Below are 16,936 nucleotides of genomic sequence, written 5' to 3'. Positions count from 1 at the left end.
AGGGACGTATCGCCACACGGATGTGGCACTGAAGCCGGGCATTGCCCGGCTTCAGCCGTTACCGTGCAGCGGAAGCAGCGATTACGCCGCCTCGTAGGTGCCGTAGCTGCGCAGGCGCTTGTAGCGCTGCTCGAGCAGTTCCCCGGTGGACAGCTTGTCCAGCGCGTCCAGCTCGTTCAGCAGCACGGCCTTCAGGCGCCGGGCCATCTGCGTCGGGTTGCGGTGGGCGCCGCCGGTCGGCTCGCGCACGACCTTGTCGACCAGGCCCAGGCTCTTCAGGCGCGGGGCGGTCAGGCCCAGCTGTTCGGCCGCGTCCTTGGCCTTGCCGGCGTCCTTCCACAGGATCGAGGCGCAGCCTTCCGGGGTAATGGTCGAATACACCGCGTACTCCAGCATCACGGTGCGATCGCCCACGCCCAGTGCCAGCGCGCCGCCCGAGCCGCCTTCGCCGATCACGGTGCAGATCACCGGCACCTTCAGTTCGGCCATTTCCATCAGGTTGCGCGCGATCGCTTCGGACTGGCCGCGCGATTCGGCGTCGATGCCCGGCCAGGCGCCGGCGGTGTCGATCAGGGTCAGCACCGGCAGGCCGAAACGCTCGGCCATCTTCATCAGGCGCAGCGCCTTGCGGTAGCCCTCGGGCTTGGGCATGCCGAAGTTGCGCTTGATCTTCTCCTTGGTGTCGCGGCCCTTCTGGTGGCCGATGACCATCACCGCGCGGCCATTGATGCGGGCCAGGCCGCCCATGATGGCCTTGTCGTCGGCAAAGGCGCGATCACCGGCCAGTTCCTGGAACTCATCGAAGATGATGCGGATGTAATCGGCGGTGTAGGGCCGCGACGGGTGGCGGGCCAGCTGCAGCACCTGCCAGGAGGTCAGGTTGCGGAAGATCTGTGCGGTACGCATGCGCAGCTTGTCCTGCAGCGCGTGCACTTCGGCCTCGACATTGACCGCCGGACCGGCACTGGCGTTGCGCAGCTCCTGGATCTTCGCTTCCAGGTCGGCGATGGGTTGCTCGAAGTCGAGGTAGTTCGGATTCATCGGAAGCCGTCGTGTAAAGAAGGAGGAAAGTGTAGCCGAACCCGGTGAAATTCCCCGTACGCCCCTGTCTGGAGCGTACGGAGGGGCTGGCCGGCAGGCAGCGCGCTGCCTTGGCCGCGCCGGCTGGACGCGGGACCTGGCGGGGCGGGATCAGCTGGCCCAGGGCGGGCTGTAGCGCACCTTCAGGGTGCGCACGGCCGGGTCGGCGCGCAGCGCTTCCATCAGCTTCGAGTCGATGCGCACGGCGCTCTGTCCGGACACGTCGAGCATGCCGGCGATACCGCCGTGCGGGCCCTTCAGCAGCAGGTCCAGGCGCAGGGGCGTGCGGCCGGGGCGATGGCGGTCGAGCAGGGCATCGATGCGCTCCCACACCGGCCGTTGCTGGCGAAGGTCCAGCCGCAGCGACAGGCGCGTAGCGTAGTTGGCGCAGACCTCATCGAAATCCCAGCACTGGCGGATGCGCAGGGCGTAGCCACCGTTGAATTCGTCTTCACGCAGGCCGCCCTTGACCACCAGGATGCGGTCCTTGGTCATCAGGTGGCCGAACTCGGCCAGGGTGTCGGAGAACGCGCTGCACTCCACGCGTCCACGCCCGTCCTCGAGCTGGATGAAGATCTGGCTTTCGCCCTTGCGGCGCACGCCGACCACCTGGCCGGCCAGCACGGTCTGCACTTCCGGGCGCCAGCGCTTCTCACCGCCACCACCACCACCGCCGCTGTTGGCGCTCCAGATCTTTTCCACCGCGCCCAGATCGTTGCCGACCAGATCGCGCACGTCGTCGCGCCACGGATCGAATGGATGGCCGCTGAGGTAGAAGCCCAGCGTGTCGCGCTCGCCGTTCAGGCGCTGCAGCAGGGGCCACTCTTCGGCCTCCGGCAGGTCCAGCTGGATCGTCGTCGCGCTCGGGTCCGGCCCACCGAACAGCGAGTTCTGCCCGGAGGCGCGCTCGCGTGCCATCTGCTCGGTGGCCTTGATCACTTCCGGCAGCTGCAGCATCAGCGAGGCGCGGTTGCGGCCCAGCTCATCCAGTGCGCCGCAGTTGATCATCGCTTCCAGGGTGCGCCGGTTGAGCTTGGCCGAGCCGACGCGGGTACAGAAATCGAGCAGGTCGGTGTAGTTTCCGCCCCGCAGCCGCTCGTCCACCACCGCTTCGCAGGCACCCTGGCCGACACCCTTGATCGCACCCAGGCCGTACTGGATGGTGTCCGGCGTGGCTGCCTCGAACATGAAGGCGGACTGGTTCACCTTCGGCGGCAGCACGGTCAGGCCGAGGTTGCGCACCTCGTCGAGGAAGCCGACCACCTTGTCGGTGTTGTCCATGTCCGAAGACAGCGTGGCCGCCATGAACTCGGCCGGGTAATGGCGCTTGAGCCACGCGGTCTGGTAACTGACCAGCGCGTAGGCAGCGGCGTGCGACTTGTTGAAGCCGTAGCCGGCGAACTTCTCCATCAGGTCGAAGATCTCGTCGGCCTTGGGGCCGTCGACGCCGCCCTTGGCCGCGCCCTCGCGGAAGATCTCGCGGTGCTTGGCCATTTCGGCCGGCACCTTCTTGCCCATCGCACGACGCAGCAGGTCGGCGCCGCCCAGCGAGTAGCCGCCGACGATCTGCGCCATCTGCATCACCTGCTCCTGGTACACCATGATGCCGTAGGTGTCCTTGAGGATGGCTTCGGTGCGCGGATCGGGATAGATGATTTCTTCCTGCCCGTGCTTGCGCGCGTTGAAGGACGGAATCAGGTCCATCGGGCCGGGGCGGTACAGCGACACCAGCGCGATCAGGTCTTCGAAACGGTCGGGGCGTGCGTCCTTCAGCAGGCGGCGCATGCCGGAGGATTCGAACTGGAAGACCGCACCGGTGTTGCCGTTGGCGAAGATGTCCTTGTAGGTCGGCGCGTCGTCCAGCGGGATCGCCGCGATGTCCACCGGCGGAATGCCGGCGCGCGCGTGGCGCTTGTTGATCGCCTTCACTGCCCAGTCGATGATGGTCAGCGTGCGCAGGCCAAGGAAGTCGAACTTCACCAGGCCCACTTCTTCGACGTCGTTCTTGTCGAACTGGGTGACCGGATTCTTGCCGATGCCGTTCTCGTCGTGTTCGGCGTACAGCGGGCAGAACTCGCTCAGCGGCTCGGGGCCGATCACCACGCCACCGGCGTGCTTGCCGGCGTTGCGGGTGAGGTCTTCCAGCTGCAGCGCCAGATCGATCAGGTCACGGACATCGTCTTCGGTCTCGTAACGCTGGATCAGCTCGGCCGATGCCATCTCCGAGCCCGGGCCTTCCTTGCCCTTGCCGAGCGCATCCTTCAGGTGGATGCCGAGGATGTTCGGGATCAGCTTGGAGACACCGTCAACCAGGCCATAGGGGAAACCGAGCACACGGCCGGAATCGCGCACCACGGCCTTGGCGGCCATGGTGCCGTAGGTGATGATCTGGCTGACGCGTTCGCGCCCGTATTTGCGCGCGACGTAGTCGATCACTTCGTCGCGGCGGTCCATGCAGAAATCGATGTCGAAGTCGGGCATCGACACGCGTTCCGGATTCAGGAACCGCTCGAACAGCAGGTTGTAGGGCAGCGGATCCAGGTCGGTAATCTTCAGCGCCCACGCCACCAGCGAACCGGCACCGGAACCACGGCCCGGGCCGATCGGGATGCCCTGGTTCTTGCCCCACTGGATGAAGTCGGCCACGATCAGGAAGTAGCCGGGGAAACCCATCTTGATGATGGTGTCGAGCTCGAATTCGAGGCGCTCGAAGTACTCCTCGCGGGTCTTGCCCGGCGCCAGCGGGTTCTTCTGCAGGCGTTCTTCCAGGCCGTCGCGCGACATCTTCTGGATCCAGGTATCCAGGGTCTCGTCGTCCGGCACCGGGTAGTTGGGCAGGAAGTAGGTGCCCAGCCGCATCTCGATGTTGCAGCGCTCGGCCAGCGCCAGCGTGTTGTCGATCGCATCGGGGATGTCGGCGAACAGCGCGCACATCTCCTCGGCCGACTTCAGGTACTGCTGGTCACTGTACTCGCGCGGCCGCTTGGGATCGTCCAGCACGCGGCCGGTCGAGATGCACACACGTGCCTCATGCGCGCTGAAGTCCGACGGTGCAAGGAAGCGCACATCGTTGCTGGCCACCACCGGCAGGCCGCGCTGGCCGGCGGCCATCAGCGCGAAGCGGTTGAAGGCCTCCTCGCCATCGCGGCCGGTGCGGGTCAGCTCCAGGTGCAGGCCATCGCCGAACACCCGCTGCCAGTCGGCCAGATGCTGCTCGGCAAGGTCGTGCTTGCCGTCCAGCGCCAGGCGCCCGGCCAGGCTCTCGCGCCCGGCCAGCGCGAACAGGTTGGCGTTGCCCGCCTTCAACCAGTCCGGATGCACGGCGACGCCGCCTTCCGGACGATGGCCCTCCATCCAGGCACGGGTCAGCAGCCGTGACAGGCTCAGGTAGCCTTCGCGGTCGCGGCACAGCAGGGTCATCCGCCACGGGTCCTGGCCCTCCTCGGCGATCATCACGTCGGCGCCGGCGATCGGCTTGATGCCCACGCCTTCGGCTGCCTTGTAGAACTTGATCAGGGCGAACAGATTGTTGAGGTCGGTCACCGCCAGCGCGGGCAGGCCCAGCTCGACCGAGCGTGACAGCAGGTTGGCCTGCTTGGCCTTCTTCGGGTCGGCCTGGTCCGGCTTGGCCGGCACACGGATGGTCGAGTCCGCCAGCGAGAACTCGGTGTGGACGTGGAGATGTACGAAGCGGGAGTTGGACATGCCGGACCAGGTTGGAGCGCAGGGGCCCCGGGTGCCGACGGGAGTTCGTCGCCGGGGTCGGGAAGCGCTGGAATGCCCGGTCAGGGTAGCGAGGGCAGGGGGAGGCGACAAGCTCTTGACGGCGCGTCGATTGCGCGAACAGGCCGCCGGGCATGGCCCGGCGCTACCGCGGCAATGTGGGCGCACGATGCCGCCGGGCCATGCCCGGCGGCAGTTGTTCAGGCGATGGCCGCGGCCGCCGGGTTTTCCAGGCATTCACGCACCGGGGCGAAACTGCGCCGGTGCTCGCCACAGGGGCCGTGTTCACGCAGTGCCGCCAGGTGGGCCGGAGTGCCGTAGCCCTTGTGCTGGTCGAAACCGTAGTGCGGATGCTGTACGTGCAGGTCCTGCATGTACCGGTCGCGCGACACCTTGGCCAGGATCGACGCCGCCATGATCGCGCGGTCGATGCCATCGCCACCAACCAGCGCCTGCGCCGGCAGTACCAGCCCCTTCGGAACCACGTTGCCGTCGATGCGGGCGAAGCCGGCCACGTGGGCCACGGCCGCCACCACGTCGCGCATGCCCTGCAGGGTGGCCTGGTAGATGTTCAGGCGGTCGATCGCTGCCACGTCCACCAGCACCACATGCCAGGCCAGGGCGCGATCGATGATTCGATCGTACAGCTGCTCGCGGCGCGCGGCGGTGAGCTGCTTGGAGTCATCCAGACCGTTGATGCGCGGGCGGGCAGGATCGAATACCACCGCCGCGACGGCGACCGGCCCGGCCAGCGGGCCACGGCCGGCCTCATCGACACCGGCGACCAGGCGGTCCGGTTCAACCCGCAGTGAACCGTCGAACAGGGCCAGGCTGGCTGCGGCGGCGTGGCGGCGGCTCATGCCTTGTCCAGCTCGCGTACGAGCAGCTCGCCGACAGCGTCGGCGGCGCGTGCCGAGGCATTGCGGCGCAGGCGTTCATGCAGGCGCGAATAGGTTCCCTGCAGGTCGGCGGCCCGTTGCGGATGGTCGAACCACTGCTGGATGGCGGCGGCCAGCTTGTCCGGCGTGCAGTCGTGCTGCATCAGCTCCGGTGCCAGGTCCTGGCCGGCCAGGATGTTGGGCAGGGCGAAGCGGTCGACCTTGATCAGGCCCAGCGCCTTGACCAGGCGGTAGGTCAGTTCGTTGACGCGATAGCCGACCACCATCGGCCGCTTCACCAGCATGGCTTCCAGGGTCGCGGTACCGGAGGCGAGCACCACCACGTCGGCGGCGATCATGGCGTCGCGGGCCTGGCCATCAAGCACATGCGAGTAGGCGACCGGCAGCGCCGAACGCGACAGCTGTTCCTCGATCAGGCGACGGCAGGCGGCATTGGCGGCAGGCACCACGACGTGCAGCCCCGGAATCCGCTCGGAAACCTGCCACGCGGCCTCGAAGAACGGTTCGCCCAGACGCGAGATCTCGCCCAGGCGGCTGCCCGGCAGCACCGCCAGCACCTTGGCCGTGGCCGGCAGGCCCAGCGCGGCACGGGCTTCGTCGCGGTTGCCCTGCAGCGGAATGTCATCGGCCATCGGATGACCGACAAAGCGCGCGTCGATTCCGTGCCGGGCGTAGATGGGGGGTTCCATCGGGAACAGGCACAGCACGAGGTCGGCACTGTTGCCGATCTTCTCGGCGCGCTTCTCGCGCCACGCCCAGACCGAAGGGCTGACGTAATGCACGGTGCGCACGCCACGCTGCTTCAGCCAGCGCTCGATGCCCAGGTTGAAGTCCGGCGCATCGATGCCGATGAACACGTCCGGCTGCCACTCGAGCGCGCGCTGTCGGAAGGCCGAGCGCAGCTTCAACAGGCGCGGCAGGTGGCGCAGGACTTCGGTCAGCCCCATCACCGCCAGTTCGCTGGCGTCGTGCCAGGTCTGGCAACCGGCATTGCGCATGGCATCGCCGCCGATGCCGGCGAACTCGGCGTTCGGGAAGCGGGCCTTCAACTCGCGCACCAGGCCGGCACCGAGCAGGTCGCCGGAGGCCTCACCGGCCACCAGTGCGATCCGCAGCGGCCGCTCGCTGAGCACCCGCTGTGCAGGCACGCTGCCGGCCAGGGAGGCCAGCGGAATGACAGCGGCGCCGGCCGGCGCCTGGCCGGGCGTGCTGCTCATCGCAGCAGGGGCCTCTCTGCGTGTTCGATGAACTCCAGCATGGACTTCACGTCCTCGCTGTCGCGCGCCTGTTCCACCAGCTGCTGCTTGGCTTCGGCCAGCGGCAGGCCGGCCACGTACAGGGTCCGGTAGGCACGCTTGATGGCGGAGATGCGTTCGGCATCGAAACCGCGGCGCTTCAGGCCTTCACTGTTGATGCCGCGCGGGCGGCCCAGCGAATCGGAGCCCACCATGGTGAACGGCGGAACATCGCCGTTGGTCAGCGCACCCATGCCGAGGAAGGCGTGGGCGCCGATGCGGCAGAACTGGTGGGCACCGGCGAAGCCGCTGATGATCACGTAGTCGCCGACAGTGACGTGGCCGGCCAGCGTGGTGTTGTTGGAGAACACGCAGGCGTTGCCGACGTGGCAGTCGTGTGCCACATGCGTATAGGCCAGCATCCAGTTGTCGTCACCGATCGTGGTGATGCCACCGCCGCCGCCGGTACCGCGGTTGACGGTGACGAACTCGCGGAACACGTTGCGGTCGCCGATCACCAGTTCGGTGCGTTCACCGGCGAACTTCTTGTCCTGCGGCTCGCCGCCGATGGCTGCGTGGCCGATGAAGCGGTTGTCGCGGCCGATCCGGGTCGGTCCGAGAATGCTGCAGTGTGGGCCGACGACCGTGCCTGCGCCGATGTCCACATCGGCACCGATCAGGGTGAAGGCACCGACCTGCACATCGTCGGCCAGCCGGGCGGACGGGTCGATGACGGCGGTGGGGTGGATCCGTGGGGCGTTGTCAGTCATTCCTGGCTCCGTTATGGCTCAGCCCTTGGCACCGGCGCACATGACCTCGGCAGAGGCCACCACTTCGCCGTTGACCTTGGCTTCGCCGTAGTACCAGCCCATGTTGCGGATCAGCCGCTTCATCTGCACGTCCAGCAGCAGCACATCGCCCGGCACCACCTGCTTGTTGAAGCGGGCGTTCTCCACCTTGACCATGTAGAACAGCTTGGACTGCGCATCGCGGCCGAGCGAGAGCTGGGTCATCACACCGCCGGCCTGCGCCAGTGCCTCGATGATCAGCACGCCGGGCATGATCGGGCGGCCCGGGAAATGGCCCTGGAAGAACGGCTCGTTGATGCTCACGTTCTTCTGGGCAAGGATGCGCTTGGCGTCCACATCCAGCTCGAGGACCTTGTCCACCAGCAGGAATGGGTAGCGGTGCGGGATCAGCTCCTGGATCTGGAGGACATCGATCGGAAGCTGCAGCGTGTCGTTCATTCTTTCTCCTTGCTCACAGCCAGGATGCGCCGGGCCAGCGTATCGAGCTGCTTGAAGCGCGCGGCGTTCTTGCGCCACGTGCGGTTGTCGGTCAACGGGGTGCCGGACGAATACTCGCCCGGCTCATGGATGGAGTTGCGCACCACCGATTTGCCGGTGATCACGACCTTGTCGCAGATCTCCAGGTGGCCGACCACGCCTACGTGGCCGCCGAGCAGGCAGTAACGTCCGATCTTGGCGCTGCCGGCAATGCCAGTGCAGCCAGCGATGGCCGAGTGCGCGCCGATCTGCACGTTGTGTGCGATCTGCACCAGGTTGTCCAGGCGCACGTCTTCGTCCAGCACGGTGTCTTCCAGCGCGCCGCGGTCCACGCAGGTGTTGGCGCCGATTTCGCAGTCGTCGCCGATGCGCACGCCGCCAAGCTGCGGCACCTTGATCCACTTGCCCGCGTCCATCGCCAGGCCGAAGCCATCGGCGCCGAGCACGGCGCCGGGGTGGACGCGCACACGCTTGCCCAGCCGGACGCGGGTGACCAGGGTGACCCGCGCAATCAGTTCGCAGCCGTTGTCCAGGCTGCAATCCTCGCCGATCACGCTGCCGGTGCCGATGATGCAGTTCTCGCCGACCACGCTGCGGGCGCCGATGGACACGAACGGACCGATATGGGCGCTGGCTGCGACCTGGGCAGTGGGATCGATGACGGCGCTGGGATGGATGCCCGGCGGGCGTGTCGGCGCGATGTCGAACAGCGCGGCGATCTTGGCGAAGGTGGTGTACGGGTCCTTGGCCACGAGCGCGGCGCCGGGAGCCGCCTCGGCATCGTCGGCACGCAGCACCACCAGCGAGGCCTGGCTGTCGGCCAGCTGGGTGCGGTAGCGCGGATTGGCGAGGAAGGTCAGCTGGCCAGGGCCGGCATGGGCGAGGGTGGCCACGCCATGGATGGCGGTGGCGGGGTCGCCATGGACCTGCAGGCCGAACTGCTCGGCGAGTTGCTGGGCGGTGTAGGAGGGAGTATTCACGGCGGGAGTTTAACGTGTGACGCCATTGCGGTCATGCGGGGGGCAGTTGTGCAGCCAACGGCGGGGCCCCTCGCGGCCGGCAGAGCCAGGCTCATGGGCTGGGTCGGACGGGTCGGGGCTGCGGGGGACGGCGCAAGTACGTCCCTGTAGCCTTGATCGCCGCATCCATGCGGCTCACACCCCCGCAGCCCCGACCCGCCCGACCTCTGACAGCGTGGCGCGAGTGCCAGCCGCGGAAAACAGAAAAGATCAAAAGCAGATCGTGCGCTTCAGCCATCCGGGTTAAACGAAAACGCCGGGCAGAGCCCGGCGCTTCGTACCCCGTCTGGTGGAGAGCCCCCCTTCTGTTAAGGGGGGCGCGCCAGCGGCGCGGGGGATAGGGGGTAGGTCGGGACCCGCTGCTTGCGCAGCAAGCCGCGGCGCACCTTCGGTGGTCAGTTCTTAGAACTGCCCACCGAAGGTGAATTGCAGGCGCTCGATCTTGTCGTCGTCTTCCTTCTTCAGCGGGAACGCATAGCTGATCGAGATCGGGCCGACCGGGGCGCGCCACAGCAGGGCCACACCGGTGGACACACGCAGTTCGTTGGCCTTGAAGTTGTCGGCGCCGTTGTAGACGTTGCCGAAGTCGACGAAGGCCGACACGCGGGCCGACGGGCTGTCGAACAGACGCGGGAAGTAGGCTTCGATCGAACCGACGGTCTTCAGCGAGCCACCCAGCGGCTGGCCTTCGGGATAGCCGGAAGTGACTTCGCGCGGGCCCAGCGTGTTGTCCTCGAAGCCGCGCACCGAGTTGGTACCGCCGGCGTAGAAGTTCTCGTAGAACGGCAGGCCGCTGGCGGTCACCGTCTTCCTGTAATCCGGTGAGCCCGGGTTGCAGTTGACCGTCTGGGTCGGGTTCGGGTTGGCCTCGGTCGGCGCGGTGTAGCAGAGATCGCGCGAGGTGTCCTTGCCATAGCTGTCGCCGTAGCCGATTTCCGCACGCGTGTTGATCACCAGCGACGGCATGATCGGCCAGTACTTGGAGATCTGGTAGTTCAGCTTGTAGTACTCGACGGTCGAACCCGGCAGCGTGGTCTCCAGGCCGATGCGCTGGTAGGTACCGCGGGTCGGCATGAAGTAGTCGTTGCGCGAGTCGCGTGCCCAGCCGAGCTCGGTGCGCCAGGCATGGAAGGTGCGGCGGCCGACGGCGTTGATGTAGTCGATGATCGATTGCGGCGTTGCGTTCTGGTACGTCGAGATCTGGTTGCTGTCGATGCCGAACATCAGCGAGACCGAGTCGGTTTCGGTCAGCGGCACGCCGAACACCACCTGCGCGGCACCGTTGGTGCTGTTGTACTGCGCGGTGTTGAAGTCGGAGTAGTCCAGTTCGCGCCAGGACAGGTTGTAGCCCAGCGACACGCCGTCATCGGTGAAGTACGGGTTGGTGTAGCTGAAGCCGTAGCGCTGCAGGTAGCTGCTGCGCGAGGCTTCCACCGACACGCGGTTGCCGCCGCCGAGGAAGTTGTTCTGCGACAGCTGCACGGAGGTGGTCATGCCGTAGGACTGCGAGTAGCCCAGGCCGAACACGAAGCTGCCGGAGGTGGTTTCCTTGACGTTGTAGACGACGTCGACCTGGTCGTTGCTGCCGCTGACGGCCGGGGTTTCCACATCCACCGATTCGAAATAGCCCAGGCGCTGCAGGCGAATCTTGGAGCGGTCGATCGCGGCCTGCGAGTACCAGCTGTTCTCGAACTGGCGCATTTCGCGACGCATCACCTCGTCGGAGGTGCGGGTATTGCCGCGGAAGACGATGCGACGCACCGACACGCGTGGGCCCGGCACCACCTGCATGTTGATGGCAACGGTCTGGTCAGCACGGTTGGTGGTCGGGATCGGGTTCACCTTGGCGAACGCGTAGCCGATGTTGGACAGCGAGTTGGTGATCGTGTCCGAGCTGAATTCCAGCAGCGCCCGCGAGAAGGTGTCGCCGGACTTCTGGATCACCATGCGCTCCACGTCCTCCTGCGGGAGGATGGTGTCGCCGCTGACCTTGATCTCGGAGATCTTGTACTGCTCACCCTCGGTCACGCCGGCGGTGAGGAACATGTCGCGCTTGTCGGGGCTGATCGACACCTGGGTGGAGTCGATGCTGAAGTCGACGTAGCCACGGTCGAGGTACCACGAGTTCAGCTTTTCCAGGTCGCCGGACAGCTTTTCCTTGGAGTACTGGTCATCGCGGCGGTACCACGAGGCCCAGTTGTGCTCCTTGGATTCCCAGGTTTCCAGGATGTCCTTGCTGTCGTACTTCTCGGTGCCGACCAGGTTGACATGGCGGATCTTGGCCGCCTTGCCTTCCTTGATCGCGATGGCGATGTCCACACGGTTGCGGTCCAGCGGGCTCACCGTCGGGGTGATCTCGACGTTGTACTTGCCGCGGTCGTTGTACTGGCGGCGCAGTTCCTGGGTCACGCGGTCCAGGCTCAGGCGATCGAACGTGCCACCTTCGGTCAGGCCGATGTCGGACAGGCCCTTCAGCAGCTGGTCGGACTTGATGTCCTTGTTGCCGGTCACGGTCAGCTTGTTGATCGCCGGGCGTTCCTTGACCGTCACCACCAGGATGTTGCCCTGGCGGTCCAGCTGCACGTCCTCAAAGAAGCCGGTCTTGTACAGGGCGCGGATGGTTTCGCCGACCTTGCTGTCGGTGACCGTCTCGCCACGCTCCACCGGCAGGTAGGTGAACACCGTACCCGAGCTGATGCGCTGCAGGCCGTCGACGCGGATATCGCTGACAGTGAAGGGCTCGGCTGCCTGGGCCAGGGCGGGAGCGCCGGTGACGGCGGCGAGGGCGAGGGCCAGCAGGCGGCGATTGGGGAGTCGCGTCATGTCACGTCCGGTAGGAAGGTCGATTTCATTGGTGCGGGATGCCGACGCTGTAGACGGCAACAACGTGGAAAAGTTCATCGCGGGACCAGGCCGAGGATGTCGTTGTAGAACGCCAACCCCATCAGCCCGGCCAGCAACGCCAGGCCGATGTATTGGCCGGCGGCGATGGCACGCTCGCTCAGCGGGCTGCCCTTGACCAACTCGATAAGGTAATACAGCAGGTGGCCGCCGTCCAAGATCGGGATCGGCAGCAGATTGATGATGCACAGGCTCAGCGACAGCAGCGCGAGGAACTGCAGGAACCAGTCGAGCCCACGTTTGGCCGATACATTGGCCACACGGGCGATGGTGACCGGGCCGGAAACGTTCTGCAGCGAGGCCTTGCCGGTCACGATGCGGGCCATCATGCCCAGCGAGTCGGCGGCCAGCCGGCCGGTTTCACGCACCGCCACGGTGACCGCGTCCAGGGGCCCGTAACGCAGCAGGGTGTCGTAGGCCGGGCTGTAGGTGGTGGGGAAACCGACGCCGATCTGCCAGACCGGCTCGCCCTTGCCGTCCTTGCCCTGGCGCGGAGTCACTTCCAGTGCCAGCCGCTCGCCGCCACGCAGGACTTCGATCATGCCGGGGCCGCCGGTGCGGCCCAGGGCCTGGATTTCGCCGATCACCTGGTCGACGCTGTCAATGCGCTGCCCGTCGATGGCCACGATGAGGTCGCCCGGCTGCAGCTGGCCCGCAACAACGGAATCCGGTGTGAGCCTGTCGACCAGGGCGGGCTGCAGCCATGACTGCCAGTACAGGCCCGCCAGGATCGGCACCCGCCGTTCATCGAAGCCTGCCGGCAGCTGCGACAGCGGCAGGGTACGGGCATGCACCTGATCGCTGCGGTCGATCACGTCCAGCGTGACATCACGACGGTCCATCGCTGCCGCGGTCAGGGCCATGCTGGCCTCGCCCAGGGTGCTGACCGGGCGGTCGTCCACGCGCAGCACGCGGTCACCACTGTTGAGCCCCGCCGTCGCCGCGATGCCGCTGGTGCGGCCGAGGGTGGGCGAATAGTCCTGCTTGCCGATCACGAACATCGCCCACAGCAGCAGGATGCACAGCAGCAGGTTGGCGACCGGCCCGGCAGCAACGATGGCGATGCGCTGCCAGACCGTCTTGTGGTTGAACGCCTGGCCGCGTTCCTGCGGATGCACCTCGACTTCGCGCTCGTCGAGGAATTTCACATAGCCGCCCAGCGGAATCGCAGCAATGGCGAATTCGGTTCCATGCCGGTCGCGCCGCGACCACAGCGGCCGGCCAAAGCCGACAGAGAAGCGCAGCACCTTGACTCCGCACAGGCGGCCGACCCAGTAATGCCCGAGCTCGTGGAAGGTGACCAGCAGCCCCAGGCTGACAATCATCCACCAGACCGATCCGATGAAGTCAGTCATGCAGGCTCACGTTGGCGGGCAGGGGCGGCGTCGTCATGCAGGGCTGGGCAGGCGGGCGGTTCAGGCGGCGTCGATGGCGTTCAGGGTCAGCAGGCGTGCGCGCTGGTCGGCGGACAACAGGACCTCCAGTGTATCGGCTGGCTCGGTCGGCAGTGTTGAAAGAGCGTTAGCAACCAGCGCCGGGATGGTCAGGAAACCGATCCGGCCCTGAAGAAACGCTGAAACGGCCTCTTCGTTGGCGGCGTTCAGCATCGCCGGGGCGGTGCCACCGGCGCGCATCGCCTGCCAGGCCAGCGCCAGGCAGGGGAAGGCCTCGGTATCGGGCGCCTCGAAATCCAGCCGGCCCTGCGCCAGCAGATCCAGCCCGGCCACGCCCGAGGCGATGCGTTGCGGCCAGCCCAGGCCAACGGCCAGGGTGGTGCGCATGTCCGGCAGGCCCATCTGCGCCAGGGTCGAGCCGTCGACGAATTCGACCAGCGAATGGACCAGGCTCTGCGGATGGACCAGCACCTCGATGCGTTCACCCGGCACGGCGAACAGGTGGTGGGCCTCGATCACTTCCAGGCCCTTGTTCATCAGGGTCGCGGAATCGACCGAGATCTTCGGCCCCATCGACCACTTCGGGTGGGCCACGGCCTGGGCCGGGGTGACCTGCGCCAGTTCGGCGCGGCTGCGGCCACGGAACGGGCCACCGGAGGCGGTGAGCAGGATCCGGCGCACCCCGGCGCCTTCGAGGCTGGCGTCGCGCGAGCGCAGGCACTGGAAGATGGCGCTGTGCTCGCTGTCGATCGGGATGATCTCGGCCCCGGCACGTTCGGCGGTACGGGTCAGCAGTTCGCCCGCCAGCACCAGTGATTCCTTGTTCGCCAGCAGGATGCGCTTGCCCGCGGCGGCGGCGGCCAGGGTCGAGGACAGCCCTGCCGCGCCGACGATGGCGGCCACCACGGTGTCGCAGGCGTCACTGGCGGCCAGCTGGTCAAGCGCTGCCTGGCCGGCGTGGGCCTGGGTCGCCAGGCCGGCCTCGCGCAGACCGTCGCGCAGCGCAGGGTACAGGGCCTCGTCGGCGATCACCGCGTGCAGGGGCTGATGCTGGCGGCACAGCGCAAGCAGCGCCTGCACCTGGCGGCCGGCGGCAAGCACGGTGGCCCGGTAGCGCTGCGGATGGCGCGCGATCACATCCAGGGTGGAGGCACCGATCGATCCGGTGGCGCCGAACACGGCGACCCGGCGCAGGTGTGCTGCTGCATGCATGGTCAGAATCCGAAGATTTCCTTGCCCAGCGCGAACACCGGCACGGCTGCCAGGACGCCGTCGACACGGTCGAGCACGCCACCATGGCCCGGGATCAGGTTGCCCGAGTCCTTGGCACCGGCATGGCGCTTGATCAGGCTCTCGAACAGATCGCCCAGCACCGAGGCCAGCACGGCGACCACGGACGTGATCAGCAGGCCCGGCAGGTGGGCCAGGTCGATACCGGCCAGCCAGCCCAGGCCGACGGCCACGGCCACGCCGGCCAGCAGGCCGCCGACCAGGCCTTCCCAGGTCTTGTTCGGGCTGATGCGCGGGGCCAGCTTGTGCCTGCCGAAGCGGCGACCGGCAAAGTAGGCGCCCGAATCGGCGGCCCAGACCAGCGCCAGCGCGGCCAGCAGCCACAGATGCCCCTGCCGGCCGGGCGGGTCGCCGCCGGCGTGGATCAGCACCAGCGCGGCCCAGGCCGGCACGATGGCCAGTGTGCCGGCCAGCAGCTTGAGGATGCGCGCGGGGCTGCCCGGCTGTGCACCGAAGTTGAAGAAGCGCAGCCAGACCAGCGCCGCCAGCCACCAGGCGACGCCGACCAGCGTGGTGATCTGGAACAGCACCAGGGTACTGCCGTCGGCCCACACCAGCAGCACCATCAGCAGCAGGTTCAATACCAGCAGCACGGTGCGCGCCAGGGTGTCTTCAACGTCGGCCAGCTTCAGCCATTCCCACAGGCCGATCAGCAGGACGGCGGCGGCCGCGGCGGCCAGCCATTGCGTCGGCAGCAGCAGGATCGCGGCAATGGCGACCGGCGCCATGATCAGCGCGGCGAGGACTCGGGTCTTGGTCATGGGCTGGACGTCTCAGTGGCCAGGGCGGCGATCTGGGCGCTGGTCAGGCCGAAGCGGCGCTCACGGCCCGCATAGGCATCCAGCGCCTGTTGCAGCATCGCGGCGTCGAAGTCCGGCCACAGTGCCTCGGTGAACCACAGCTCGGTGTAGGCCAGCTGCCACAGCAGGAAATTGCTGATGCGGGTGTCGCCACCGGTGCGGATGAACAGGTCCGGTGCCGGCAGGTCGGCCAGGGCCATCTGCCGGCCCAGCAGCGCCTCGTCGATCTGTTCGGGCAGCAGGCGCCCGGCCGCCACTTCGGCAGCCAGTGCGCGCGCCGCGCGGGCGATGTCCTGGCGGCCGCCATAGCTGGCGGCGATCGACAGGGTCAGCGTGGTGTTGCCGGCGGTGCGCTGTTCGGCCAGCTGCATGCGGCTGACCAGCGAGGCGCCGAAGCGCTCGCGCTCGCCGATGAAGCGCACGCGCACGCCCCGGCGGTGCAGCTCGTCCACTTCGCGGTCGAGCGCACCCAGGAACAGCTTCATCAACGCATCGACTTCGTCCTGCGGCCGGCCCCAGTTCTCGCTGGAGAAGGCGAACAGGGTCAGCGCCGGGATGCCCAGTTCAAGGCAGCGCTCGATGGTGCGGTTGACCGCGCGCGCGCCGGCACGGTGGCCGATCACGCGCGGGCGGCGGCGCTGCTGTGCCCAGCGTCCGTTGCCATCCATGATGATGGCGACGTGGCGGGGCAGGGCGGCCGGCAGGGGAGGCGGGACTGAAGGCATCGACTTCAGACCGACAACAGTTCCTTTTCCTTGTCCGCGACGACTTTGTCGACATCCTTGATGTTGCTGTCGGTCAGCTTCTGGATATCGTCTTCGCCGCGCTTCTTCTCGTCTTCGCTGATCGCCTTGTCCTTGACCAGCTTGGCGATTTCCTTGTTCGCGTCCTGACGGATGTTGCGGATCGCGATCTTGGCGCCTTCGCCTTCCTTCTGCACCTGCTTGACCAGTTCCTTGCGGCGCTCTTCGGTCGGCGGCGGCATGTTGATGCGGATCGCGGTGCCCAGCGTATTCGGGGTGAACTCGGCGTTGTACAGCCCCTTCTCGATCTCCTTGATCATGCTCTTGTCGAACGGCGTGACCAGCAGCGAGTGGGCGTCGGCGTTGGAGATCGAGGCGACCTGGTTCAGCGGGGTGCTGGCATTGCCGTAGGCATTGACGGTGACGCGGTCCAGCAGGGCCGGAGTAGCACGCCCGGTGCGGATCGAGGTGAGGGTGTGCTTCAGAGCGTCGATGCTCTTGGCCATGCGCGTCTGCGCGTTGTTCTTGATGTCGTTGAGCATCGCCCGGGTCCTGGATGTAACTGG

13 protein-coding genes are annotated in these 16,936 nt (G+C 67.1%); all 13 read right to left on the bottom strand.

Going from position 1 to position 16,936, the window contains the following annotated elements; genetic code table 11:
- Positions 1 to 81 precede the first annotated feature (81 nt).
- On the bottom strand, positions 82 to 1,041 hold the full coding sequence (locus tag ACVOMM_RS12365; protein WP_053519898.1) for an acetyl-CoA carboxylase carboxyltransferase subunit alpha: 960 nt from the start codon (positions 1,039 to 1,041) through the stop codon (positions 82 to 84).
- Between the two features lie 150 nt (positions 1,042 to 1,191).
- Positions 1,192 to 4,785 carry a DNA polymerase III subunit alpha gene (dnaE, locus tag ACVOMM_RS12360; protein WP_128990023.1) on the bottom strand — a complete coding sequence of 1,198 codons (3,594 nt, stop codon included), beginning with the start codon at positions 4,783 to 4,785 and terminating at the stop codon, positions 1,192 to 1,194.
- 218 nt (positions 4,786 to 5,003) lie between these two features.
- Positions 5,004 to 5,663, bottom strand: coding sequence for a ribonuclease HII (locus ACVOMM_RS12355; RefSeq protein ID WP_065181173.1), 660 nt, complete (start codon positions 5,661 to 5,663; stop codon positions 5,004 to 5,006).
- Complete coding sequence (gene lpxB, locus ACVOMM_RS12350) at positions 5,660 to 6,919, bottom strand: lipid-A-disaccharide synthase (RefSeq protein ID WP_180875673.1); 1,260 nt, start codon at positions 6,917 to 6,919, stop codon at positions 5,660 to 5,662. The genes ACVOMM_RS12355 and lpxB overlap by 4 nt, the downstream gene beginning before the upstream one ends.
- Entirely contained in the window at positions 6,916 to 7,707 is a 792-nt protein-coding gene (gene lpxA / locus ACVOMM_RS12345) for an acyl-ACP--UDP-N-acetylglucosamine O-acyltransferase (protein WP_053519894.1), read from the bottom strand. Before lpxA ends, lpxB begins: the two co-directional genes overlap by 4 nt.
- Positions 7,708 to 7,725: 18 nt before the next feature.
- Complete coding sequence (gene fabZ, locus ACVOMM_RS12340) at positions 7,726 to 8,184, bottom strand: 3-hydroxyacyl-ACP dehydratase FabZ (protein ID WP_053519893.1); 459 nt, start codon at positions 8,182 to 8,184, stop codon at positions 7,726 to 7,728.
- Entirely contained in the window at positions 8,181 to 9,203 is a 1,023-nt protein-coding gene (gene lpxD, locus ACVOMM_RS12335; RefSeq protein ID WP_180875672.1) for a UDP-3-O-(3-hydroxymyristoyl)glucosamine N-acyltransferase, read from the bottom strand. Before lpxD ends, fabZ begins: the two co-directional genes overlap by 4 nt.
- A 441-nt stretch (positions 9,204 to 9,644) precedes the next feature.
- Positions 9,645 to 12,065: an outer membrane protein assembly factor BamA gene (bamA, locus tag ACVOMM_RS12330; protein WP_180875671.1), complete on the bottom strand. Its 2,421-nt coding sequence runs from the start codon at positions 12,063 to 12,065 to the stop codon at positions 9,645 to 9,647.
- A 74-nt stretch (positions 12,066 to 12,139) separates the two neighbouring features.
- Positions 12,140 to 13,498: an RIP metalloprotease RseP gene (gene rseP / locus ACVOMM_RS12325; protein ID WP_053518305.1), complete on the bottom strand. Its 1,359-nt coding sequence runs from the start codon at positions 13,496 to 13,498 to the stop codon at positions 12,140 to 12,142.
- A 60-nt stretch (positions 13,499 to 13,558) separates the two neighbouring features.
- Entirely contained in the window at positions 13,559 to 14,749 is a 1,191-nt protein-coding gene (gene dxr / locus ACVOMM_RS12320) for a 1-deoxy-D-xylulose-5-phosphate reductoisomerase (protein ID WP_481526306.1), read from the bottom strand.
- Between the two features lie 2 nt (positions 14,750 to 14,751).
- The gene (locus ACVOMM_RS12315) at positions 14,752 to 15,588 is read right to left on the bottom strand and encodes a phosphatidate cytidylyltransferase (protein ID WP_053518308.1); all 837 of its coding nucleotides are present in this window, start codon (positions 15,586 to 15,588) and stop codon (positions 14,752 to 14,754) included.
- Positions 15,585 to 16,352: a polyprenyl diphosphate synthase gene (uppS, locus tag ACVOMM_RS12310; protein WP_065174698.1), complete on the bottom strand. Its 768-nt coding sequence runs from the start codon at positions 16,350 to 16,352 to the stop codon at positions 15,585 to 15,587. Before uppS ends, ACVOMM_RS12315 begins: the two co-directional genes overlap by 4 nt.
- A 5-nt stretch (positions 16,353 to 16,357) precedes the next feature.
- Entirely contained in the window at positions 16,358 to 16,912 is a 555-nt protein-coding gene (frr, locus tag ACVOMM_RS12305) for a ribosome recycling factor (protein ID WP_053518312.1), read from the bottom strand.
- Positions 16,913 to 16,936 lie beyond the last annotated feature (24 nt).

It is taken from the genome of Stenotrophomonas sp. STEN009 (assembly GCF_056760395.1).
This window is presented reverse-complemented; position numbering and strand designations above follow the sequence as displayed.